26 protein-coding genes are annotated in these 24,000 nt (G+C 52.3%); 18 read left to right on the top strand and 8 right to left on the bottom strand.

Features of this window, described 5'->3' with window-relative positions; genetic code table 11:
* Positions 1–51 precede the first annotated feature (51 nt).
* Positions 52–1,512: an IMP dehydrogenase gene (guaB, locus tag HZ297_RS02015; RefSeq protein ID WP_178861300.1), complete on the bottom strand. Its 1,461-nt coding sequence runs from the start codon at positions 1,510–1,512 to the stop codon at positions 52–54.
* Positions 1,513–1,834: 322 nt separating this feature from the next.
* On the opposite strand from guaB, the gene HZ297_RS02020 reads away from it, so the two are divergent.
* The gene (locus HZ297_RS02020; protein ID WP_178861301.1) at positions 1,835–2,167 is read left to right on the top strand and encodes a class I SAM-dependent methyltransferase; all 333 of its coding nucleotides are present in this window, start codon (positions 1,835–1,837) and stop codon (positions 2,165–2,167) included.
* A 69-nt stretch (positions 2,168–2,236) separates the two neighbouring features.
* Here HZ297_RS02020 and HZ297_RS02025 read toward each other — a convergent pair whose 3' ends face one another.
* Positions 2,237–2,899: an energy-coupling factor ABC transporter permease gene (locus HZ297_RS02025; RefSeq protein ID WP_178861302.1), complete on the bottom strand. Its 663-nt coding sequence runs from the start codon at positions 2,897–2,899 to the stop codon at positions 2,237–2,239.
* A 106-nt stretch (positions 2,900–3,005) separates the two neighbouring features.
* Between HZ297_RS02025 and HZ297_RS02030 the strand changes: the two genes are divergently transcribed.
* Both HZ297_RS02030 and serB read left to right on the top strand, forming a co-directional pair.
* Positions 3,006–3,404: an RDD family protein gene (locus HZ297_RS02030; protein WP_178861303.1), complete on the top strand. Its 399-nt coding sequence runs from the start codon at positions 3,006–3,008 to the stop codon at positions 3,402–3,404.
* A 45-nt stretch (positions 3,405–3,449) separates the two neighbouring features.
* Positions 3,450–4,280, top strand: a complete 831-nt coding sequence (gene serB, locus HZ297_RS02035; RefSeq protein ID WP_178861304.1) for a phosphoserine phosphatase SerB — start codon at positions 3,450–3,452, stop codon at positions 4,278–4,280.
* Positions 4,281–4,369: 89 nt separating this feature from the next.
* On the opposite strand, the gene HZ297_RS02040 is transcribed toward serB, so the two are convergent.
* Entirely contained in the window at positions 4,370–5,362 is a 993-nt protein-coding gene (locus tag HZ297_RS02040) for an MBL fold metallo-hydrolase (RefSeq protein ID WP_178861305.1), read from the bottom strand.
* A gap of 238 nt (positions 5,363–5,600) precedes the next feature.
* Between HZ297_RS02040 and exbB the strand changes: the two genes are divergently transcribed.
* The 4 genes from exbB to HZ297_RS02060 all read left to right on the top strand — a co-directional run bounded on the left by exbB (position 5,601) and on the right by HZ297_RS02060 (position 7,687).
* Positions 5,601–6,032, top strand: coding sequence for a TonB-system energizer ExbB (gene exbB / locus HZ297_RS02045; protein ID WP_178861306.1), 432 nt, complete (start codon positions 5,601–5,603; stop codon positions 6,030–6,032).
* Positions 6,029–6,418: a biopolymer transporter ExbD gene (locus tag HZ297_RS02050; RefSeq protein WP_178861307.1), complete on the top strand. Its 390-nt coding sequence runs from the start codon at positions 6,029–6,031 to the stop codon at positions 6,416–6,418. The genes exbB and HZ297_RS02050 overlap by 4 nt, the downstream gene beginning before the upstream one ends.
* The gene (locus HZ297_RS02055; RefSeq protein ID WP_178861308.1) at positions 6,415–7,158 is read left to right on the top strand and encodes an energy transducer TonB; all 744 of its coding nucleotides are present in this window, start codon (positions 6,415–6,417) and stop codon (positions 7,156–7,158) included. The genes HZ297_RS02050 and HZ297_RS02055 overlap by 4 nt, the downstream gene beginning before the upstream one ends.
* Positions 7,159–7,249: 91 nt before the next feature.
* Entirely contained in the window at positions 7,250–7,687 is a 438-nt protein-coding gene (locus HZ297_RS02060) for a SufE family protein (RefSeq protein ID WP_178861309.1), read from the top strand.
* A gap of 38 nt (positions 7,688–7,725) precedes the next feature.
* On the opposite strand, the gene HZ297_RS02065 is transcribed toward HZ297_RS02060, so the two are convergent.
* The 5 genes from HZ297_RS02065 to gatC all read right to left on the bottom strand — a co-directional run bounded on the left by HZ297_RS02065 (position 7,726) and on the right by gatC (position 12,706).
* Positions 7,726–8,220 carry a transglutaminase-like cysteine peptidase gene (locus tag HZ297_RS02065; protein ID WP_178861310.1) on the bottom strand — a complete coding sequence of 165 codons (495 nt, stop codon included), beginning with the start codon at positions 8,218–8,220 and terminating at the stop codon, positions 7,726–7,728.
* A 139-nt stretch (positions 8,221–8,359) separates the two neighbouring features.
* A complete protein-coding gene (gene htpX / locus HZ297_RS02070) occupies positions 8,360–9,259 on the bottom strand; it encodes a protease HtpX (RefSeq protein ID WP_178861311.1) in 900 nt (299 codons plus the stop codon).
* A gap of 222 nt (positions 9,260–9,481) precedes the next feature.
* The gene (gene gatB, locus HZ297_RS02075; protein WP_178861312.1) at positions 9,482–10,915 is read right to left on the bottom strand and encodes an Asp-tRNA(Asn)/Glu-tRNA(Gln) amidotransferase subunit GatB; all 1,434 of its coding nucleotides are present in this window, start codon (positions 10,913–10,915) and stop codon (positions 9,482–9,484) included.
* 18 nt (positions 10,916–10,933) lie between these two features.
* Entirely contained in the window at positions 10,934–12,388 is a 1,455-nt protein-coding gene (gatA, locus tag HZ297_RS02080) for an Asp-tRNA(Asn)/Glu-tRNA(Gln) amidotransferase subunit GatA (protein WP_178861313.1), read from the bottom strand.
* Positions 12,389–12,418: 30 nt separating this feature from the next.
* A complete protein-coding gene (gatC, locus tag HZ297_RS02085) occupies positions 12,419–12,706 on the bottom strand; it encodes an Asp-tRNA(Asn)/Glu-tRNA(Gln) amidotransferase subunit GatC (RefSeq protein WP_178861314.1) in 288 nt (95 codons plus the stop codon).
* Between the two features lie 323 nt (positions 12,707–13,029).
* On the opposite strand from gatC, the gene HZ297_RS02090 reads away from it, so the two are divergent.
* The 11 genes from HZ297_RS02090 (at position 13,030) to hslO (ending at position 23,824) form a co-directional block, all read left to right on the top strand.
* Positions 13,030–14,082, top strand: a complete 1,053-nt coding sequence (locus HZ297_RS02090; protein WP_178861315.1) for a rod shape-determining protein — start codon at positions 13,030–13,032, stop codon at positions 14,080–14,082.
* A gap of 100 nt (positions 14,083–14,182) precedes the next feature.
* Positions 14,183–14,980, top strand: coding sequence for a rod shape-determining protein MreC (gene mreC / locus HZ297_RS02095; protein ID WP_178861316.1), 798 nt, complete (start codon positions 14,183–14,185; stop codon positions 14,978–14,980).
* A complete protein-coding gene (gene mreD / locus HZ297_RS02100) occupies positions 14,973–15,476 on the top strand; it encodes a rod shape-determining protein MreD (RefSeq protein ID WP_178861317.1) in 504 nt (167 codons plus the stop codon). Before mreC ends, mreD begins: the two co-directional genes overlap by 8 nt.
* Positions 15,477–15,485: 9 nt before the next feature.
* On the top strand, positions 15,486–17,309 hold the full coding sequence (gene mrdA, locus HZ297_RS02105; RefSeq protein WP_178861318.1) for a penicillin-binding protein 2: 1,824 nt from the start codon (positions 15,486–15,488) through the stop codon (positions 17,307–17,309).
* Positions 17,310–17,328: 19 nt separating this feature from the next.
* A complete protein-coding gene (gene rodA, locus HZ297_RS02110) occupies positions 17,329–18,456 on the top strand; it encodes a rod shape-determining protein RodA (protein WP_178861319.1) in 1,128 nt (375 codons plus the stop codon).
* A 264-nt stretch (positions 18,457–18,720) separates the two neighbouring features.
* Positions 18,721–19,860 (top strand): D-alanyl-D-alanine carboxypeptidase family protein, encoded by a 1,140-nt coding sequence (locus HZ297_RS02115; protein WP_246261596.1) that lies wholly within the window; start codon positions 18,721–18,723, stop codon positions 19,858–19,860.
* A gap of 28 nt (positions 19,861–19,888) precedes the next feature.
* Positions 19,889–20,779, top strand: coding sequence for a D-amino acid aminotransferase (locus HZ297_RS02120; RefSeq protein WP_178861320.1), 891 nt, complete (start codon positions 19,889–19,891; stop codon positions 20,777–20,779).
* Between the two features lie 81 nt (positions 20,780–20,860).
* Positions 20,861–21,145, top strand: a complete 285-nt coding sequence (locus HZ297_RS02125) for a YbeD family protein (RefSeq protein ID WP_178861321.1) — start codon at positions 20,861–20,863, stop codon at positions 21,143–21,145.
* An 80-nt stretch (positions 21,146–21,225) separates the two neighbouring features.
* On the top strand, positions 21,226–21,819 hold the full coding sequence (lipB, locus tag HZ297_RS02130; protein ID WP_246261597.1) for a lipoyl(octanoyl) transferase LipB: 594 nt from the start codon (positions 21,226–21,228) through the stop codon (positions 21,817–21,819).
* 84 nt (positions 21,820–21,903) lie between these two features.
* Positions 21,904–22,926, top strand: a complete 1,023-nt coding sequence (lipA, locus tag HZ297_RS02135) for a lipoyl synthase (protein WP_178861323.1) — start codon at positions 21,904–21,906, stop codon at positions 22,924–22,926.
* A 43-nt stretch (positions 22,927–22,969) separates the two neighbouring features.
* Positions 22,970–23,824 (top strand): Hsp33 family molecular chaperone HslO, encoded by an 855-nt coding sequence (gene hslO, locus HZ297_RS02140; protein ID WP_178861324.1) that lies wholly within the window; start codon positions 22,970–22,972, stop codon positions 23,822–23,824.
* Positions 23,825–24,000 lie beyond the last annotated feature (176 nt).

The following is a 24,000-nucleotide window of genomic DNA, read 5'->3' on the forward strand; positions in this document are numbered from 1 at the left end:
GCGTTAAATACTAGAAATAAGAAAAGGCCTGCTTGGCAGGCCTAAAGATGATTACAAACGGTAGTTAGGGGCTTCTTTAACCATGGTCACGTCGTGAACATGGCTTTCGGCCATACCGGCAGAGGTGACACGTACAAACGAAGGTTTGCTGTTCATCGTCGGGATATCCTTACAGCCGGTGTAACCCATGCTCGAACGCACGCCACCCATTAACTGGTGGATGATCGGCGACAGCGGGCCTTTATACGCCACACGACCCTCAATCCCTTCCGGAACCAACTTGTCTTCGGCATTAGACGCCTGGAAATAACGGTCGCTAGAACCGGTTGGCTGCGCCATTGCGCCCAATGAACCCATACCACGATAGGACTTATAAGCACGCCCTTGATAATATTCGATTTCGCCCGGGGATTCTTCCGTACCGGCAAACATACTACCGATCATGCACGAAGAAGCGCCGGCCACCAATGCCTTGGCGATATCGCCCGAGAAACGCAATCCGCCATCCGCAATCAAAGGCACACCGGTACCCTGCAAAGCTTTGGCGACGTTAGCAATCGCAGAAATCTGCGGCACACCCACACCGGCAACAATACGTGTCGTACAGATAGAACCGGGGCCGATACCCACCTTCACCGCATCGGCACCGGCCTTAACCAAATCCAATGCCGCTTCGGCCGTCGCGATATTACCGCCGATAACATCAATTTGCGGATAATTCTGCTTAACCCAGGCTACACGATCCAATACCCCCTGTGAATGGCCATGCGCAGTATCAACGATGATCACATCCACACCCGCTTCAACCAAGGCCGCAACACGCGATTCGGTCTCTGCACCGGTACCCACGGCGGCACCCACACGCAAACGGCCGTTTTCATCTTTACAGGCATTCGGGTGGTCAGACGACTTCATCATATCGGAAACGGTAATCATCCCCTTCAATTTGAAATCGTCATTGACAACCAAGACACGTTCAATGCGGTGCTTGTGCAACAAATCCAGTACGACCTGACGATCTTCTTTCTCTTTAACCGTGACCAAACGCTCTTTTGGCGTCATGATTTTGGAAACCGGTTGTGTCATATCGGTGACAAAACGGATATCGCGACTGGTGACAATGCCAACCAGATTACTGCCATCCATAACCGGTGCGCTGGAAACACGATTTTTCTTGGTCTTGGCAATCACGTCGGCCACGCTATCGGTTACCTGAACGGTGACCGGATCCAAAATCACACCGTGCTCGTATTTTTTCACTTTGCGAACTACATGCGCCTGCTGCTCAACTGTCATGTTCTTGTGGATAATCCCGATGCCGCCTTCCTGAGCCATCGAAATAGCCAAACGCGCTTCGGTAACAGTATCCATGGCGGCCGAAACAAGCGGAATGTTTAAACTGATATTACGCGTCAATTTGGTTTTCAAAGAGACATCTTTTGGCAGCACCGTCGAATGCGCCGGAACCAGTAGAACATCATCAAAAGTTAAAGCTTCTTGTAAAATTCGCATCTTTTCGCACCTTAATATAAAACTTATAGGCTAATCAGTTATTTTTCTAAACACCCCGGCCAACTCTTAAATAAAACATGAAAACCTTAATTTTCAACACCTTACCAATAAAAAGCCGAATTTATACGTGAAAAATAGCCAATTTTTAATTTATTAGCAGCCATTATAAAGATTGACACGACCGGGGTAAACTGAATAACGTATGCATCTAAACGAAAACAGTAAAAAAACTGTTCGTTATTAGCTTTTATATGACAAAGACTTCACCTAGAATAAGGTGGGCTAAACAGAATAGAGCTCTTTCAACTGGAGGAAAACAATAATGAAGAAATTTTTAATCGGTGCCGCTTTTGTCTATGCTACCGCCAGCCTGACTGGCTGCACAGGCAACGAAACCAAGGCTGAAACTTACGATGCCATCGTAGCGGATGCAACGGCTGCTCATGCAGAAGCCAAGAAAATGAACAACGTCTGGAAGCAGAAAGCAATGAAACTGTCTTACGTTGATCATTACCTGGATTTGGCGGCCAAAGCCAAAGAGAAAGGCGATGAAGCTGGCGCAATCAAACACGCCAAAGCAGCTCAAAAAACAGCCCACGCTGAAGTTGCTCAAATGAACAACAATCAAAACATCAAAGCAGCTTGGGAAAAATAATCCCTCTGTTCAGATGATCAAAAAAACCGGCTTAATGCCGGTTTTTTTATGGCCGTCATTTTTTAATGACTACTTGAAATATTCCCGATCATTAAACGAACTGACCCACTGCGGCTTAAACAGCACCAGCGCCGTCATCAGCATGCCGTTCAAAAATCCCTCCGGAACGACCAACAACGGAATATACGGTATAAAACTCTGCTTCAATACCGACAAACTGTGAATTTCCGCAGCGTACATCACCGTCGCGATCAATCCCAACGACAGCAAACTTCCCACTGCCGCCGATAAAAAACCGTTAAAAAACACAAATACAAAAAAGTTGTGATCCAGAAACCGGTAGGCCCAACGCGCCATCCACCAGGTGATGAAAATCGGCACCGCCCCCATCAGCACGGCATTCATACCGAACGCCAACCATCCCAAATCCTGCTGAAACGTCACCCCAGCCATCGCCAGACTCACAGCCATCAGCGCAAATTGCGGCCCAAACAACAACGTCAAGGTCGTCATCAACAGAAAATGGAAGCCGATACCGTTATCCAGCTGCGCCCCGAACTGCCAGACCAGAAACACGACCAGCGCCGCACCCAGCAATACGTGCTGCGCGCTCCTGTCCCCGTTGACCTTATACCAGGGCGCAGTGCGTAGCGCCCAAATCAGCAACGCTGCCCAAATCAGCAGACTTCCGACCATCCAGGGCAGATTCAAACCCACAGTTGCTAAATTCATATCCATTCCAACCTAAAATTAATTGATGCCCGCCAAGCAACGCATAACCTCGATAAACGTGTACAATAGGTTCACATTATAAAGGACTCTGCTTCAACTGTTAGCCATGAACCGTTTTAAAATCCTGTTTGCCCTCGTTTACGATCTGATTCTACTCCTCGCCGTCTGGTTTTTTGCCGCACTGCCCTATGTGCTTTGGCAAGGAGAGAATTTTCAAAACAGCCCAGTCGCGAGCTTAGGATTCCAGCTTTATCTGTTAGCCATCACCTATTTGTATCTGACCTATTTTTGGACTAACAGCGGTCAAACCCCCGGCCTGCGCACCTGGAAATTGCAGCTGGTGCGCGAAGACGGTTACCTGCTGACGCGCCATAATGCCAACGTGCGCTTTATCTGGGCGGTGCTGTTCTGTCTGATTGGCTGGCTCACCCTTTTTCTCTCTCCCAAACAACAATCTTTGCAGGACATCCTGGCAAAGACTAAAATAGTCCCCATTTCAGATTAAGACTTGAGCCGATCACGGCCCACTACCCACACCAACAGGACAACTATGGCAACCTTAATCATTCACACTAATGTCTTGAACTTTGAACAAAGCAAAACACTGGAACGCAAATTCGGCAAACTGACTGCCGTGCAAAACCACTTCCGCGCCGAAGTCGAAACCGCGCCCACGCATGAAGAGCTTAGCCAGTTGCGTGAAGAGTTGCTGCTGGACATCAACGTCCTGCCGGCCAATTTCGATGCCGATGCGATCAAACTCGTGATCAGCGACATGGATTCCACCCTGATCAGCATCGAGTGTATTGACGAGATTGCCGATTTCATCAATGTCAAACCGCAAGTGGCTGCCATTACCGAAGCCGCGATGCGCGGCGAATTGAATTTTGAACAATCGCTGACACAGCGTGTTTCCCTGCTCAAAGGGCTGGATCAATCCGCCCTGCAGCACGTTTATGACGAACGTCTGACGCTCAACCCCGGCGCGGAAATCTGGATTGACGGCCTCAAAGCCAATGGCATTAAGTTCGCACTGGTTTCCGGCGGCTTCACCTTCTTTACCGAACGCCTGCAAAAGCGTCTTGGAATCGATTTTACCCGTGCCAACACGCTGTCCATCAGCGACGGCAAATTGGACGGCACCGTGGTTGACGGCATTATCGGCGCCAAAGCCAAAGCGGATTTTCTGATTGAACTGTGTGACCAGATGGAAATCCTGATGAGTCAAACCATTGCGGTCGGCGACGGCGCCAATGATTTGATGATGATGCAGGAAGCCGGCTTGAGCGTTGCCTACCACGCCAAACCCAAAGTCCAGGAACAGGCCGACACCGCCCTCAATTATCGCGGGCTGGACGCCATTCTCGACTTTATCGCCTAAACACCCCTACCCGGCCTGTTGAGTTTTTCAAAGGCCCAAAAAGCAAAAAGCCGGAACATGTCCGGCTTTGTCATTTCAGCGATTTACGCTTAGAACATGCTCTTTTCGACTTCCGCAACCGCCACGGCAATAAACTTGCCGACTGTGCCTTCATATCCAGGCCACTGGCTCGCCACATCCTTCATAAAAGGCTCAGCCATAATTTTCGGCTTCATTTCAAAATCCGACAAACCTTCATCGTAGTACTTGGCGGCATTCTCATAAATCACTTCACAGAAGGTCTGCATATCTTCGCAGATAGACACATTGTCGTGCGGACCATGCCCCAGGATATAGTGGTTACAACCCAGTGCTTTAGCCTGCTTCATGGTCTCGATCGTTCCCTTGAAAGAGCCGTCCGCCATATTGGCTACACGGCGCATGGCGGTATCGCCCAGAAACGCAACCTTATCTTCCACCACTTCCACAATCAGATCCGACTCGGTATGCGCACGGCCAAACTGGTGGATCTTCAAGGTAGTATCGCCAAGCTTAACGGTTTCGCCGCCGTTAAACGTTTTGGTTGGCAAGGTCACGACCGTACCGGAAATACCGTTATTGGAGTTGCGCTGCATAAAGCCATACCAGAAATCGCCACCGCCGGATTTAATATTCTGAATGGCCGTTGGGTGGCTATAGATGTCAACATTCGGATAGGCTTCGACAAACGCGTGGTTACCCAGGAAGTGGTCACCGTGATAGTGAGTGTTAATCACCATAATGACCGGCTTGTCGGTAACCTTCTTGATTTGACGCAGCACCATCTCACCAATCTGCACCGAACTGCCGGTATCGACAACCACTACGCCTTTGCTCGTGACAATAAAGCCCGGGTTGTTGAAGAAAGCATGGTTTTCCGGAGATGGCTCGGGATCGGCCGCCAAAATATAGTAACAACGATCCGACACCTTGGTGGCCGGCACATCATACATCGGATCGGCTTTGACCATCAGCTCGTCCGCATACAAAGGCTTAAGCGCAGACACACCAATCAAACCGGCCGTTAAACCAAACGCAGACTTCAATAATTCGCGACGTTTCATCTGGAAACCACTCCTCTATTTCCAATTACAATTTAACGAGCCAATATACCGATACAGACAACAAACCGCAATACGCAATCTCTTCTAGCAACTTAAGGAACCTCTGATTAAATAAGAGCTTCCTTAACACTCTTTAAAGGCTTTAAGGTTGCATTGCCCCGCCGCATTTGGCAGACTAAGCCGATTTAAACAACACAGATCTAGCCACCCGGCCTGTTCACTTCTAAATAATGGCGCTATGGAATTCTTAAAACTCTACCTCGACCCCTTTATTTTCGGGACCCTCGGTCTAATGGGCTTTATTGCCTTATGGATCACCCTTGAAAGAACCTTCTATTACCAGAAACTCAACCTCAACGACTTCAATCAGGGTGAACTCCTGCAAATCGCCATCACCAAAAACCTGACCACCCTCTCCACCATCGGCGCCAATGCGCCTTATGTCGGATTGCTGGGAACGGTGCTTGGCATCCTCATCACCTTTTTCGACCTTGGACAAGAACAAAGCATCGACACCGGCGCGATTATGACCGGTCTGGCACTGGCGCTCAAAGCCACCGCGGCCGGCATCGCCATCGCCATTCCCAGCATCATGAGTTACAACGGCCTGATGCGCCGTGTCGATGTGCTGCAAGCGCAATTCACCGCCCAGCAAGCGCCTAAGCCATGAAACGCTTCGATTCCATCAACGTCATCCCCCTTATCGACGTTATGCTGGTGCTGCTGGCCATCGTCCTGACCACCGCGAGCTTTATCGTCAAAGACAGTCTGAACATCGAACTGCCGGAAACGCAAAGCACCCAGGCCTATAAACCGCCGCAGGAGCAGAAGCCGTTTAAACTCCATATTGACCACAGCAACCAACTGTTTGTAAACGAAACGCCCCGCAACCTGCTCGAACTGGACGGCATTTTCAGCCAACTGGATTCGCAGCAAGCCATTACCCTGGAAGTGGACAAACACGCTAATTTCGGCACTTTCGTTGAACTGGTCGACACCCTTAAACGGCATAAACTACACAACCTGACGATTCTGACCCAAGCCAAAGCGTCATGAAATCCTGCTCCACCAAAGCACTGCTGCTCTCTATCGTCATTTACGGCCTGTTGCTGACCGTGGGGGTTTGGCTGTTTAACCGCCCGATTGAAGAGATCAAACCATTGCAAACCGTGCCGATTAGCTTGGCCATGTTTCAAACACCGAGCGCGGAACCTAAGCCCGAACCTAAGCCCGAACCTAAGCCCGAACCTAAGCCCGAACCTAAGCCCGAACCTAAGCCCGAACCTAAGCCCGAACCTAAACCCGAGCCTAAACCCGAGCCTAAACCCGAGCCTAAACCCGAGCCTAAACCCGAGCCTAAACCCGAGCCTAAACCCGAGCCTAAACCCGAGCCTAAACCCGAGCCTAAACCCGAGCCTAAACCCGAGCCTCAAATCACCGCTACCAAAACAGAGGCGGCCCCCATTGCCCAATTCAGTGCGCAACAGACCGCCAATGACGAGCAGCAATATCTGTCAGAGCTGCGCAATACCATTATGCAACACGCGGCGCACAGCTATCCCCGTCAGGCCAAACGCCGTCACTGGGAGGGGATTGCGACTCTCCAATTCACACTTCTGCCCGACGGCAGAATAACCGGTCTTGCGCTACTCGACTCCTCGGGCAAAAGCCTGCTCGATGAAGCCGCTTTGGACATTATCCGGGAGCGCATGGCCAATCGTTTCCGGCCTTTTCCCGACTCCGTTTCGCGCCGTCAGTGGTCGATTCAAGTTCCCGTAAGCTTCCGTTTGCAATAAAACACTTCCTCAACTCGCAACGCCGACTATTTAGCTCTTAACGCAAAAATGTTAAGATGTGCGCCTTTAATGAATAACCGAGGAATTGAGTGTGGAATTCATCCCACCCAAACAAACTATCGAAGAAGTGCAGGCCGACTTAATCAAGCGCTTTACCCATTTCGCCAACCCGAAAGACCGCTATAAGTACCTGATTGATATGGGCAAACAACTGCAGCAGATGGATAGTGACTTTGCCACCGAAGAAAACCGTATTCACGGCTGTCAGTCACAGGTTTGGATTCATATTGAAGAGCACGACGGGCGTTTGTATATGCAGGCCAAAAGCGATGCCGCCATCGTGTCCGGGCTGATCGCCCTGCTGTTACGTGTTTATAACGGCCGCACACCACAGGAAGTGGCCACGGCGCCATTGGAGTTTCTGGGAAAAATCGGCCTTTTACAGCAACTCAGCCCAAACCGCTCAACCGGTTTATACCACATGATTAAACGCATTCAGGCCGAAGGCCAGAAACGTTTAACTGCCTAACAACTGCGGCACCCTCCCTGTGTGGATGCCGACAACCTTTAGCCGGCCACGGCGACCAACCCTCTTTTTCTTGCCAGAATATCGGCGCGACTGGGCAGCTTCGCCAGACTGTCCGCATCGGCTTTAACGCGCTTGATAACATTGGTTCGATTATCCAACAGCAGCGCTTCGTCTTCATGCTCGACCAACAAGAGAATATGCTCGTTGTGAATCAGATAATGCATGGATTCGGGCGCAATCCCCGCCTTAAGCAGGAAATACTCCTTGAGCATGACAAACTCTTCGCAATCGCCCGCGGCCAATTGCCAGCTCTGCTCCGGCCCGACCCATTTTTCCGACAGGCCGAAAAGCTGCTGGTCTTCCACATAAGTCAGGTGAGCGTTCACCTTAAGATTAATGGCCGACACCTTCAGAAAGAATGGATTCCCCCCTACCACTTTGGCCATTTTGCTGGCCGCTTCATCCAGTGAACCCGCATAGGCCTTGGAAAAAACCGGCAAGGCCACCACCAAAAAAAGGACAATTCCGCGCATCATTCTGCTCTTATCTCATTATTCGTTTAAACAGCACACGGTTAAGCAGGCAGAGTGCCAACCAGGCGTTTTATTCCCTATAAACAAAAAACCCGCGCTTTTGGCGCGGGTTCGATCAACCAATCCCTATTTAAAAGGATTAGGCGACTTTCAATGCATTGCTAGGCGTCGCTTCCAGGCGTGCAATACGGTCTTCCAAATCCGGATGAGACTTGAACAAATCACCGAAAGAAGACTTCTTCGCAGAGATACCGAAGGCGGCCATCTGATCCGGCAATTCGCCCGGGTGCATGGTCTGCAAGCGGCGCAAGGCTGCAATCATGTTCTCTTTACCGGCCAGGTAAGCCCCACCGTTGTCGGCATGGAACTCGCGGTAACGCGAGAAAGCCATCGCCACCATGCTCGCCAGAATACCGAACAGAATCTGCGCCACCAGATCGGTAATAATAAACGCCCAGCTATGGCCTTCTTCTTCATTTTTCAGCACCACGCGGTCAACCACGTAAGCGACGATTTTGGCAAAGAAAATCACAAAGGTGTTCAATACGCCTTGCAACAGTGCCATCGTTACCATGTCACCATTGGCGACGTGCGCCACTTCGTGACCCAATACCGCTTCCACTTCGTTCTGGCGCATAGAGCGCAACAAACCGGTCGATACCGCCACCAGCGAGTTGTTTTTGGTCATACCGGTCGCAAACGCATTCGGTTCCGGCGAATCGTAAATCGCCACTTCCGGTGTCTTGATACCGGCTTTTGCCGCCTGGCGGCTCACCGTTTCCAACAACCACTGTTCGTCCGCGTTACGTGGTTGCTCGATCACCTGCGCACCGGTGGTCATTTTCGCCATCCATTTTGACATCGCCAACGACACGAAAGAGCCGGCAAAACCGAAGATCAACGCAAACATGAACAGATTGCTCAAATTAAGGCTGGTGCCTTCCATGTAATTGCCCACACCCAGAAGGTTCATGGTAATCATCGCCACCGCAATGACCGCAATGTTTGTCAGTAAAAACAGACCAATACGTTTAAACATATTTTTCTCCTTAGAAAAAATCGGTGTCGGCATAACCAGCAATCAGAGAGTTCTGCAGCCTGATTAAGCCCTTAACGCTACTATAAGGATTTTTTATATCCTTTCAAGAAAAGAAAAAATAATTTTTCACAAAACAGCCAAAAAAAAACTGAACAGGCCGGGTAGCCGGTTCAGTTTTCAATTGCCCGTCGGGCGATTCTAAAACCCTCAAAATCAGGCGGTTCAACCGCCCAGCTTGGCTTTCAGAATCTGGTTGACCTGGCCGGGGTTGGCCTGACCGCCGGAGGCTTTCATAATCTGCCCGACAAAGTAACCCAGCATCTTCTCCTGACCGGCCTTGTACGCCTCGACTTGAGCAGGGTTGTTGGCCAACACCTCTTCCACCAGCGCTTCGATCGCGCCGCTATCGGTAATCTGCTTCAAGCCCTTGCTGGCAATGATGTCGTCTGCCGAACCTTCGCCGCTCCACATCGCATCAAACACCTGCTTGGCGAGCTTGCCGGAGATGGTATTGTCCTGGATACGGGCAATCATCCCCGCCAGATGCTGCGCAGAAATCGGCGATTGCGAAATCGACAGGCCGGCTCTGTTCAAGGCCCCGGACAGGTCACTCATAATCCAGTTGGCGCATACCTTGGCGTCCTTGCCGCCGGTGGCCGCCAATACGGCTTCAAAATACTCCGCCAGCTCGCGTGATCCGGTCAGCACACCGGCATCGTAGTCGCTCAAACCAAACTCGGCAACGTAACGCGCCCGTTTTGCGTCCGGCAATTCCGGCATCTGCGCACGCACCGCCTCGATATCCTCATCGGTAATCACCACCGGCAACAGGTCGGGACACGGGAAATAACGGTAGTCGTTGGCCTCTTCCTTAGAGCGCATGGAGCGCGTCACATCATTGTCGGCGTCATACAGGCGGGTTTCCTGCACGATCTTGCCGCCGCTTTCCAGCACTTCAATCTGACGGGCAATTTCAAACTCAATCGCCTTCTCGATAAAACGGAACGAGTTGATATTTTTCAACTCGGTGCGCGTGCCCAGCGGTGCGCCCGGACGGCGTACCGAGACGTTGGAATCGACACGGAAAGAGCCTTCCTGCATATTGCCGTCACAAATCCCCAGGTACTGCACCAACTCATGCATTTTGCGCGCATAGGCCACCGCTTCCTTGGCGGAACGCATATCCGGCTCGGAAACGATTTCCAGCAGCGGCGTGCCGGCACGGTTCAAATCGATGCCACTCATGCCCGGCAGAATACCATGCACCGACTTACCGGCATCTTCCTCCAGGTGAGCGCGTGTCACACCGATGATTTTCTTGACGCCGTCCACCTCGATTTCCAGCGTGCCTTTGCCGACAATCGGATATTGCAGCTGCGAGGTCTGATAGCCCTTCGGCAGATCAGGATAAAAATAATTCTTACGCTCAAAAACAGACTTCTTGCCGATCTCGGCATTCAACGCCAGCGCCAGACGGATCGACTTGCCGATGACCGCCTCGTTCAACACCGGCAGCATGCCCGGCATCCCCAGATCAATCGAACAGGCCTGCGTGTTCGGCTGGGCGCCATACGCAATGGAGGAGCCCGAAAAAATCTTGGTATTGGTCGTCAACTGCGCGTGGATTTCCAATCCGATTACCACTTCCCAACTCATTGTGTTCACTCCTTCCTGTTACTGGTATTGCGCCGGCATCTGTTTATGCCAGTCGGTCGCCTGCTGATATTGATGGGCAATATTCAACAGCTTCGCTTCACTGAAATAAGGACCCACAATATGCAGCCCCACAGGACGGTTGTTCACAAAACCGGCCGGCACGGAAAGCCCCGGCAAACCGGCCAAATTGACGGGAATCGTGTAAAGATCGGCCAGATACATGCTGGTCGGGTCATCGGTTTTTTCACCGATATTGAATGCCGGCGTCGGCGCGACCGGCCCCATAATCACATCGCACTGTTCGAATGCGCGCGTGAAATCATCGCGCACCATGCGGCGCAACTTCTGCGCCTTCAGATAATAGGCGTCATAGAAACCGGCCGACAGCGCATAGGCACCGACCATGATACGGCGCTTGACCTCGGCACCAAAACCTTCGGCACGCGAGCGCGTGTAAAGGTCTTGCAGATCTTTCGGTTTCTCGCAACGATGGCCGAAACGCACCCCGTCAAAACGCGACAGGTTGGATGAGGCTTCCGCCGGTGCAAGAACATAGTAAGAAGGCACGGCCAAATCCTTGTTCGGCAGGCTGACTTCAACGATTTCAGCGCCCTGCTTCTGGATTTCGGCAATCGCGTCTCTGACCACTTTCTCGACCTGTGGATCCAAGCCTTCACCAAAATATTCGGCCGGCACACCCACTTTCAAACCGTTGAGCGGCTGATTCAGCTCGGCGGCATAATCCGCACCATCGCGCTGTAAGCTGGTTGAATCACGCTCGTCAAAGCCGGCCATCGCATTGAGCAACCAGGCCGCCTCTTCCGCGGAACGCGTCATCGGGCCGGCCTGGTCAAAACTGGAGGCATAGGCCACAATACCAAAACGCGACACGGTGCCGTAGGTCGGCTTGATGCCGGTAATACCGCAGAAAGCCGCCGGTTGGCGGATTGACCCGCCCGTATCGGTGCCGGTCGCCATTGGCGCCAGACCGGCTGCAATCACCGCTGCCGCACCGCCCGACGACCCGCCGGGCACGGCCTGATGATCCCACGGGTTTCTGGTCGGACCATAATAACTGCTCTCCGACGACGACCCCATCGCGAACTCGTCCATATTGGTCTTGCCCAAAATCGGCATACCGACCTTCTTCAGCTGCGTCACCACATGGGCGTCATAAGGGGCGATAAAGTTATCCAGCATTTTCGAGCTGCACGAGGTCTTGACGCCGTCGGTACAGAAAATATCCTTGTGCGCCACCGGAATGCCGGTCAATAACTCAGCGGTTCCATTCTGTAGGCGTTCGTCCGCTTGCTTGGCCATCTCCATCGCCAATTCCGGCGTAACCGTCACATACGCGTTCAACTCGCCGTCATATTTAGCAATGCGGTCAAGATAGTGCTGCGTCAATTGCACGCTGGTGATCTCACCGGCGTGGAGCTTTTCGCTCATCTGTTTAATCGTTAAATTATGCATCTTTTCTACTCTTTCCAAATCTCGCGCAACTTACTCAATGACCTGCGGCACCAAATACAACCCTTCCGACGTCGCCGGCGCGACACTTTGCAGCTTTTCATGCTGGTCGGTTTCGCTAATCACGTCGCGGCGCAAGCGCTGCACCTGATCCAAAGGATGCGCCATGGGCTCGACACCCTGCGTATCCGCCGCTTCCATCTGTGCAAACAGATCCAAAATATTCGACAACTTCGCGGCGACCTCGTCCACCTCGCCATCTTGTACCGCAATGGCCGCCAAACGCGAGATATACTCGACTTCGGTTTTTCCTAAAGACACACCTAACTCCTCATGCTTTTGCGTACGTGAATGCACCCGCACGCAACCAGCCCAATTCAGACAAAAAACAATGCCGCGTAACATACCACATTTTGCGGTTACACTAAAGAGCCAAGCCGCCTGCCGGGCGCTTAAATAATGCTCCGCCATATGCGCCGGATTACAGGCAATTCCAGCTTCCTCTTGCTAGAAAAACCCATTAAAAACCCTTGAAAACACCCCTAATATTTTTTATCCGTCAATCCATTTTTTTCTACTTCGATTCAACCAGTTGTTATAGAATAACCGGATTATTTTTGCCTACTCTTCGAGGACAAGACCGCATGTTTCGCAAACTAATGGGACTTTTTTCCAACGACCTTTCCATCGACCTTGGAACCGCCAATACACTGATCTACGTGCGCGGCAAAGGCATGGTACTAAACGAACCTTCCGTCGTTTCTATCCGTAATAACCGCCGCGGCTCGGGCTCCAACAGCCGCTCAATCGTCGCCGTGGGTGAAAATGCCAAACTGATGCTCGGCAAGGAAAACCAGGATATTCAAACCATCCGCCCGCTGAAGGACGGCGTTATCGCCGATTTCGAAGTCACCGAAAAAATGTTGCAGGCCTTTATCCGCAAAGTGCATGAAGCCAAATTCTTCCAGCCAAGCCCACGCGTCCTCATCTGCGTGCCTTGCGGTTCTACGCAGGTGGAGCGTCGTGCGATTCGTGAGTCTGCAGCCGGTGCCGGCGCCCGTGAAGTTTATCTTATCGAAGAACCGATGGCGGCCGCCATTGGTGCCGGCATGCCGGTCAGCGAACCAACCGGTTCCATGGTTGTTGATATCGGCGGCGGCACCACCGAGGTCGCCACACTGTCACTGAACGGCATTGTCTGGTCCGACTCCGTTAAAGTCGGCGGCGACCGTTTCGACGACGCCATTATCAAATACGTACGCCGCAACTACGGCATGGTGATTGGCGAGAGTACCGCAGAAAAGATCAAGAAAACCATCGGTACTGCTTATCACATGGTTGAGCCCGATACGATGGAAGTACACGGCAGCAATATCGCCGAAGCGGTACCGCGCCGCTTTACATTGAACAGCAACGAAGTGTTGGAAGCCCTGCAAGAGCCGCTTTCGGCGATTGTCAGTGCGGTGCGTACCGCATTGGAAAACACCCCGCCTGAACTGGGTGCCGACATTGCCGAGCACGGCATTGTGCTGACCGGCGGTGGCGCATTGCTTCGCAACCTGAATACATTGCTGTCCGAAGAAACCGGCATTCCGGTGATTATTGCCGATGACCCGCTGACCTGCGTGGCTCGCGGAGGCGGACGTGCACTTGAATTGATGGACGAAAAAGGTTTGGACGTTTTCTCGTTTGAATAATTTGTCCTACCCGTCTGGCGGCGCACACCAAACGCCGCCAGGCTTATAATTCAGGAGCAAAACCATCAATCCCAACGTTTCCAGCCCGCAACAAGAGGGGATGCAATTTGTCGTTGCATTTATCTTCGCGATTGCCTTGATGGCGGCCGATCACTACGGCCACCTGCTGGGCAGTGTGCGCAGCGCGCTGCTGACGACACTAAATCCCATCGAACATCTCGCGCAAATACCGTCGCAACTCTACGAAACCGTCACTCAGGACTTCACCTCCATTGACGAACTGCGCCAGGAAAATCAAAAACTCAAAACCGAGTTATTGCTGATCAAAGCCAAAATGCAGCAACACGCCAATATGGAACTCGAAATTGAGCGTTTGCAGGCATTACTGGGCACAACGGGGAAGATACGCAATCAAAATGTGCAGATTGCCACCATCACCTTTTTCAGCAGCAACCCCCTTTCACAATTCCTTTCACTCAACAAAGGCCAGCTCGACAACATCCGGCCGCATCAGGTCGTGATTGATGACCAGGGCATTATGGGACAGATCATCGACACCACACCGACCTCCTCACGGGTGCTGCTGATCAGCGACCCCGATCATCAACTGCCGGTGCGCATCCAGCGTACCGGCCAGCGCGGCATTCTGACAGGCACCGGACACGACCAGCTGACATTGCGCTTTATTCCCAAAAACAGCTCGCTGCAGATCGGGGATATCATCGAAAGCTCAGGCATGGGAGGGATTTTCCCGGAAGGCTATCCTGCCGCCAAAATCACCCAGATCAACGAACTGAAAGAAGAACCTTATCTTGAAGTGCTTGCCGAGCCTATCGCCAAGCTCCGCCAGGCCCACAAAGTGTTAATCCTCTCCAGACAAGAGGTTGCAAATGACTGATCGCTTTATCAATGTCGCATTCCATCAAGCGCGCTGGCTCGTCATTTTCAGCTACTTTGTCGGCATTACGCTGGACACCATGCTGGTATTGAACAGCGCCAACCTGTATCTGCCGCCTTTCACCCTGCTGCTGTTGCTTTACTGGTCAGCGCAATTTCTCAAACAGACACACTTTATCAGTGCCTTTCTACTCGGGTTGCTGCTGGATGCGCTGTACCAAACGACGCTCGGAGCGCACGCCCTGCAATTTATTGTTGTGACCTTCATCATGTTGCGCTATCGCCTGCTTTTCCGCTCGCACTCCGTGTTGCAACAAGCCCTGGTGATTTTCTTCTATCTTTATGCCTACCAGCTTTTGAGCTTTGTCGTTCTGGCGCCGGTGTTGCCAAGCGATGCACAAGTCGCCTACTGGCTCATGCCCTTTTCCTGTCTGCTGATCTGGCCTGTGCTGGCATTAAGCCTGCGCTGGCTGACGCAACGACTCATCAGAGCCTAATCGACGACCATGAGCGAACGTCTCGACTTCAACAGCGATGCAGAAGCCTTTGCGGAAAAAAAGCTGTTCCGTAACCGTTTGCTCTTCGGCTTTATTTTTGTACTGACTTTGTTTGGCGTTTTAATCGGCCGCATGGTTTATCTGCAATGGTTCAACTTCGAACACTACCATTTGCTGGCGGAAGACAACCGCATCTCCATCGAAACGCTGCCCCCGACCCGCGGCAAAATATACGACCGCAACCATGTACTGCTGGCGGATAACCAACCGGTTTTCACCCTCAAGTTTACCCGCGAGAAAATCGACGACCTTGCCCAGACAGAAGCTTTTATCAGTGAACTGTTACCCAATCTGAGCGAAGCGCAACGCCATAAATTTTTTGAAAAGCTGCGCCGTACCGGACGCTCCAGATCGATTCTGCTACCTTATAGCTTGAGCGAAGAAGAGGCCGCGCAGTTCGCCGTACAAAGCTATCAACACCCCGGACTCTCGCTGACAGCCCGACTCAAACGGGTCTACCCGTTCGGGCCGACTGCGGTTCACGCTCTGGGCTATGTGGGGCGGATTAACAGCAAGGAGCTGAGCCAACTCGATGAACGCGATTACCGCGGCACGGAGGTCATCGGCAAACTCGGCATCGAAAAATACTACGAATCCAGACTGCACGGCGAGCCCGGCATCCAGCAGGTTGAAACCAATGCCAAAGGACGCGTGTTACGCAAACTGGAAAACATTCCGGCCATTCCGGGCGACGACATTCAGCTGACACTGGACATCCAACTGCAGCAATATGCCGAATCGCTTTTCAGCGAGCATAAACGCGGCTCCATTATCGCCCTCGACCCTAAAACCGGTGAGGTGCTGGCGTATGTCAGCATGCCGGTATTTGATCCCAATCTGTTTGTGGACGGCATCGACCAGACCACCTACTCGGCGCTGTTGAACAACCCGCACAGACCCATGATTAACCGCGGCATTAACGGACAATACCCTCCCGGCTCAACCATCAAACCTTTTGTCGCGCTGGGCGCGATCGAAAACAACTATATTTCGCCTTTGAAAAAAATATTTGATCCCGGTTATTTCGAATACAAAAACCACCGCTACCGTGACTGGAAACGCACCGGACATGGTCTGGTCGACATGAATGACGCCATTACGCAGTCGTGTGACACCTATTTCTACGAACTCAGCCTGGATATGGGGATCGACGCCATACACGACGCGCTGGCGCCCTTCGGCTTCGGCAATGTCACACAGATTGACATCCCCGGAGAATCCAAAGGGATTCTGCCTTCCCAGGAGTGGAAAAAAACCACCAAAGGCGAACCCTGGTATCGCGGCGAAACCATCATCAGCTCAATCGGCCAGGGTTACAACCTAACCACTCCGGTGCAACTGGCGAAAGCGACGGCCATCCTCGCGAATGGCGGTAAAATCATTCAGCCGCACCTGCTAAAAGATGCCAAACTGCCTGCACCACAGCAAATTGAAATAAAAGACATTCAAAACTGGAACCGCGTGATTGCGGCGATGCACAACGTCATGCACAGCCCAAGAGGCACCGCCCGCAAGCACGGTCAGGGCTTGGGATTTGAGATGGCCGGCAAAACCGGTACCGCCCAGGTTTTCAGTTTGAATGAGGCGGATTACGATGCCGACAGTATCGACAAACGTCTGCACGACCACTCCTTATTTGTTGGTTTCGGCCCGATCGAAAATCCGCAAATTGCCGTGGCCGTGATTGTTGAAAATGGCGGTAGCGGTAGCGGCACGGCAGCGCCCATGGCGGTTGATGTCATCAAAAAATACCTGGAACTCAACACCCCCTAAAAGCAGTCAGTGACACGTTATGAAAATCACCTTGAACCCCTCTCACAACGTCTATCGCCGCAATAAGACGATTTTGCAGATGCTGCATATCGATGGCTGGCTGCTTCTGGGCATTTTATTACTCTTGGCGGCAAGTACACTTTTGGTGTACAGCGCCTCCGGCGGCGAAGTCGAAGTGGTGACACGCCATTTGATGCGTATAGGTTTTGCTTTCGCACTGATGCTGCTCTTTGCGCAGATTCCGCCCAACATCCTCTATGTCTTCACCCCCTGGCTGTTCGGCGCAGGCATTGTGATGCTGATTGGCGTATTGCTGTTCGGAGACATCGGCAAAGGCGCGCAGCGCTGGCTGGAACTGGGGCCTATTCGCTTCCAGCCTTCTGAACTGATGAAACTGGTATTGCCGATGACGGTTGCCTGGCTGTTTGCGCACTCCAATTTCCCACCCAGCTATAAACGCCTCGGCGCCGGTGCCGCTTTGATTGCGCTGACGGCCGGACTCATTGTGGTGCAGCCCGATTTGGGCACCTCCATCCTGATTGCGATGAGCGGTCTTTTTGTACTGTTTTTCGCCGGCCTGCCGTGGAAGATCATCTTCGGATCAATCCTCTCCGTCGTGGCCAGCCTGCCGGTGGTATGGCATCTGATGCACGACTATCAGAAACAGCGCGTACTGACGTTTTTGGACCCCGAATCCGACCCTTTAGGCAGCGGCTACCATATCATCCAGTCCAAAATCGCCATCGGTTCGGGGGGAGTTGAAGGCAAAGGCTTTATGGGCAGCACCCAGGCCCATTTGGAATTTCTACCCGAAAGCACCACCGACTTTATCTTCTCGGTGCTTTCCGAGGAGTTCGGCTTGGTCGGCGTGATACTGTTGCTGGCAATGTATGTGTTTGTCATCGCCCGTGGACTCTATATCGCCTCACAGGCGCAGGACAATTTCACCCGCCTGATCGCCTCGAGCATGATGATGACCCTGTTTGTGTATGCCTTCGTCAATATCGGCATGGTCAGCGGCTTGCTGCCAGTTGTCGGTCTGCCTCTTCCGCTCATCAGTTACGGCGGCAGCGCCCTGGTGACCCTGATGATCAGCTTCGGCATTCTGATGTCAATTCACACCCACAAAAAAATGTTGGCCAAATAACACTGCGCTTATCCGGTTTCTTTATTCGGTTTCTTTATCCGCCGGATAAGAAACCTTCAACAAACCCTTGAGATGGCACCAAACTCCGCTGTTCGGCCGTTCAGATTTGCGGCGAATTATGGTAAATTATCGCTCTTACAGAATTCATTGAATTCAACGCGCTAGAATCCGCTTTTTAACCCCACTGCCCCTAAACAAGGCCCGATGACTATGCAACTATTCAAACTTCCATTCCTGATGCTTCTGCTTGTTCTGACTCCGTTCATGGCGCAGGCAAACCCACAGCCCCTTCCCGAACCTGCCGAGATTCCGCATGTTGTTCCCTCTCCACCGCAAATAGCCGGAACTTCTCACCTGCTGATCGATTTTGACAGCGGCAAAGTACTGGCGGCCAAAGACCCCGATGCGCGCATCGAACCGGCCAGTTTGACCAAGATCATGACAGGTTACGTGGTTATCAACGAGTTGACCAACGGCAACATGAGCCTGGACGAAATGGTCACCATCAGCGAAAAAGCCTGGAAAATGCCCGGCTCGAAAATGTTCATTGAAGTCGGCAAACAGGTATCGGTACGCGATTTGATCAAAGGCATGGTGATCCAATCGGGTAATGACGCCAGTGTCGCTTTGGCCGAATATGTCGCCGGCAGTGAAGGGGTGTTTGCACAGCTCATGAACAAATATGCCAAAGCGCTGGGCATGAACAATACCCACTTTGTAAACGCTACCGGCATGCCTGATCCCGACCATTACACCACCGCGAATGACCTGGCTATCTTGACCAAGGCGCTGATCACCAAATTCCCGGAAGAGTACAAATGGTATTCAGAGAAAAAATTCACCTACAACGGCATCACCCAATACAACCGCAATAAACTGCTGTGGCAAGACCCGACGGTGGACGGTCTGAAAACCGGCCATACCGAAACCGCCGGTTACTGTCTGGTTTCCTCCGCCAAGCGCGACGACATGCGTCTGATCAGTGTGGTACTGGGCACCAACAGCATGGAACAGCGCATCCAGGAAACCCAGAAACTGTTGAACTACGGTTTCCGTTTCTTTGAAACCCATCCGCTCTACAAAGCCAACCAGCGTCTGAATGATGTCAAAGTGTGGGAAGGCAGCAAAGATCTGTTGGGCGTGGGGCTGCAAAACGACCTGTTTGTGACCATTCCGCGCGGCCAATATAAAAACCTGGTGATTGAAAGCACTCTGGAGCCTGAAATCGTCGCGCCGATCACAACCAATCAGCCGCTGGGCACCCTGCATGTGTCGCTGAACGGCCAGACCGTTGCCGATCAGCCGCTGGTGGCGCTTTCGGACGTGGAAGAAGGTTCGTTCTTCAAGAAACTGATCGATCAGATCAAACGCATGTTCAGTTCACTGTTCAGCTTTTTAGATTAATTTTTCGTGTGTTAGGAACCGCATTTATATGAGCCAAAATCTTTCCGTCGTCAGCCAACAGATCGTCTATCTGAACGGCGAATATATTCCCATGTCAGAATCGCAGATCTCCACGCAGGATCGCGGTTTTCTGTTTGGCGACGGTGTTTACGAGGTCATCCCGGTTTATCAGCAAAAACTGTTTGCCTGGGAAGAACATCTGCAACGCCTCAAGAACAGTCTGGCGGCGGTGAGCATTCCCAACCCGCTGACGGATGACGCCTGGCTCGATTTGCTCAACACCCTGATTGCCAAACACCCCTGGCAAGACCAGTTCGTTTACCTGCAAGTGACCCGCGGCATTCAGATGCAGCGTGACCACCTGCCTGCGGACTGTCTGACGCCGACCATCTATGCCTATACCAACCCGTTGAAACCGGTTGATGCCAAAATCCTCACGCAGGGCATTCAGGTGGTCACCCTTGAAGATATCCGCTGGCTGCGTTGCGACATCAAAGCCATCGCCCTGCTGCCGAATGTATTGATGAAACTGGCGGCCAAACACCAAGGGGCCGACGATGCGATTTTGGTGGGCCGCGACGGCACGATTTCCGAAGGCAGCGCCAGCAACGTCGTCATCGTTAAAAACGGCGAACTGCTCACGCCGCCTAACAGCCATAAACTGTTGCCGGGGGTCACGCGCATCGTGATCGAACGCGTTGCCGCCTCGCATCAGCTGTCTTTTGTAGAACGCGAACTGACCCTGCAGGATTTACAAAGCGCCGATGAAATCTGGCTGACCAGCTCCACCAAAGAGGCGTTGCCGGTCACCCTGCTGGACGGAGTGAAAGTCGGTTCCGGTGTTCCCGGCCCGGTGTGGAACAGAATGCGTGACCACTATCAGCAATACAAGGCACAATTTGTCTCTGGGCTTGTATAAACCGCCCCGAGTCACTACTTTACGAATTTAGGCAAATTTTCGCTGATAACAGCAGTAACCGAACAAACGAGCGAGAATCGTATGACAAAAGATTTACATGCCCCGGATACGGAAACGCTACTCGAGTTTCCGTGCGATTATCGTTTAAAAGCGATGGGACACAACACCCAAGAATTTATCGACCTCGTCTTTGAGGTCACCAAACGCTATGCACCGGAAGTCACCCGTGAGCACATTCAAATCAAAGGCTCCTCGGAGAAACGCTTTATTTCCGTCAACATCACTATTTATGCCACCTGCATCGAACAGCTTCACGGCATCTACGGCGATTTGAAGAAACATCCTGAAGTGCTCTTTACGCTGTAATGGCGGGAACTGGCTTGTCCGTTTTAACACCGCAAATCAAATACCTTGGCCTGCAACCCTATGAAGCAACCTGGCAGGCCATGCAAACCTTCACCGACAACCGTCTTGCCGATACGCCCGACGAACTCTGGATTGTGGAGCACCCGCCGGTTTTCACCCAAGGGCTTAACGGCAAAGCCGAACACCTGCTAAAACTCGCCCCCAACATCCCACTGGTGCAGACCGACCGCGGCGGCCAGGTCACCTATCACGGCCCCGGACAACTGGTGCTCTATATCCTGATTGACCTGAAACGCGCCCATCTCGGCGTGCGTGCGTTGGTCACCGCTATGGAGCAGGCGGTCATCGGCCTGCTCGCGGAGTTTGGCATTGCCTCCCTCGCCCGCAGCGACGCCCCCGGCGTGTATGTTGACGGCGCCAAAATCGCCTCGCTCGGCCTTAAAATCCGCAAGCAGAAAAGCTATCACGGTCTGGCGCTGAATGTGAAGATGGATCTCGCCCCATTTCAAATGATCAACCCCTGCGGCCTGCAAGGCATGCGCATGACCCAGCTATCCGACCTGCTCTCTTCTAACGACGCCGCCGACCCGGCCTGTTCAGATTTGCAAAGCCTCGGCCAACGCCTTGCCAATCTGCTGACGAAGCAGATTCACCAAGCGCAAACCACCCGCTAAGCGCTTAAATCAGCAGAGTTTTTGACAATCCTTTATAATACGCGGTTATCGAAACAAAACGGCACCTAACGCCCGATTAAGCCTATGCAAAACGCACCGCAATATCAAGAAATCAAGCTGGACGACATCGGCAACCGCCAGTCGCTGAAAACGCGAAACGACGCCATGCCTAAAGGGGAATACAAAACCAAATCCCTCAAACACCGTCCCGACCCGGAAGCCGAGCGCCTGCAAAAACCGCGCTGGATCAAAGCCAAGCTGCCCAAAGCCAAAGACATCCACCGCGTTGCCGAGCTCAAGGCGATTATGCGCGAAAAAGGCCTGCACTCCGTCTGCGAAGAAGCCTCCTGCCCCAATCTGGGAGAATGCTTCGGCCACGGCACCGCCACCTTTATGATTATGGGCGACATCTGCACGCGCAAATGCCCGTTCTGCGACGTGACTCACGGCCGCCCCAAACCGCTCAATCCCAATGAACCGGCCCATCTGGCCGAAACCGTCGCCGCCATGCGCCTCAAATATGTGGTCATCACCTCGGTGGACCGCGACGACCTGCGCGACGGCGGCGCCCAGCATTTTGTGGAATGCGTCAGCGCCCTGCGCGAACAACTGCCGGAACTCAAAATCGAAACCCTGGTGCCCGACTTCCGTGGCCGTTTGAGCGTCGCGCTGGAAACCTTAAGCGAGTGTGTGCCGGATGTATTGAACCACAATCTGGAAACCATTCCCCGCCTCTATGAAGAAGCCCGTCCAGGAGCGGATTACCAATCCTCACTCGATCTGTTGAAGCGCTTCAAACAGATGAATCCCAACGTCATCACCAAATCGGGTCTGATGGTGGGACTTGGCGAAACGCTCGACGAACTGCTGCAAGTGATGCGCGATTTGCGCGCCCATGATGTCGATATGCTCACCGTCGGCCAGTATCTGCAACCCAGCAAATTCCATCTGGCGGTCAAAAAATACTGGACGCCGGACGAGTTCCAGCAAATTGAACAGGCCGGGTACGACATGGGCTTTAGCAATGTCGCCGCCGGGCCGATGGTGCGTTCTTCGTACCATGCCGATTTGCAGGCGCATGAGCTCGCAAACTCACTGGCAAACTAATTTTTTTATCGTTTTTCACTGGTTAAGGCAAAGAGAACACACCATGTCCAACACCGTTCAACGCTTTTTATTCAAAGAACTCAATATCCGCGGCCAGCACATTCATCTGCAGGAAAGCTGGCAGGCCATGCTCAAAGACCGTCACTACCCGCTCTCCATTATCAAACTGCTGGGCGAACTGACCGCCGTGTCGGTGTTGATGGCCAGCGGCATGAAACACCAAGGCCGCATCACACTGCAGGTTCAGGGCTCCGGCCCGGTCACGCTACTGGTGGTGGAAGTCACGCACGATCTTAAAATCCGCGGCATGGCCAAAACCGACCGTACTATCACCACCGAAAACACACTGGATGAACTCTTGGGCGACGGCCAGATTCTGGTGACGCTGGAAAACATCCAGACCAACCATCACTTTCAGTCTTATGTGCCGCGCCAGGGCAACAGCATCAGCGAAGCCTTTGAAGAGTTCTTGAGCCAGTCGGAACAACTTCCTTCCAAACTTTGGTTGGCGGCCGACGAACAGGCCATTGGCGGCGTCATGATTCAGAAAATGCCCGATACCGACGGTCATGATTCTGACGGCTGGGAGCGTGTCATGCACATCACCACCACGGTTCAGGACCAGGAACTGACGCAACTGCCTACCGAAGAACTGTTGCACCGCCTCTTCCACGAAGAGTTGCTGGAGTTGTTTACCCCGTCCGAGGTGCAGTACGAATGTCCGCAAGACCGCGAGAAGGTCGATAATATGCTGCGCTCGCTGGGCGAAGAAGAGGTCCGCAAACTGCTCGAAGAGCAAGGGGAAATTGTGATTCATAACGAAATCTGCAACTTCCACCTGCGTTATGGGCAAAAAGAGGTGGATAGTCTGTTTCATGGCAAGGCTACCATTCAATAAAACTCCCCTCGCAATCACATCTCAAGCCTGTTTGGCATCTAACAGGCTTGAGATGCATTCCACTACAATCTCTCCAAGTTATTAACTTGACAGGTGCTTATGGCGTAACAGTATAAGATTACATTTTCTTGCAATTAATTATAAAATCGAGCCATTAAATAACTTCAACGTGATCT

This window comes from Thiomicrorhabdus cannonii (genome assembly GCF_013391695.1).
Lineage (GTDB): Bacteria > Pseudomonadota > Gammaproteobacteria > Thiomicrospirales > Thiomicrospiraceae > Thiomicrorhabdus > Thiomicrorhabdus cannonii.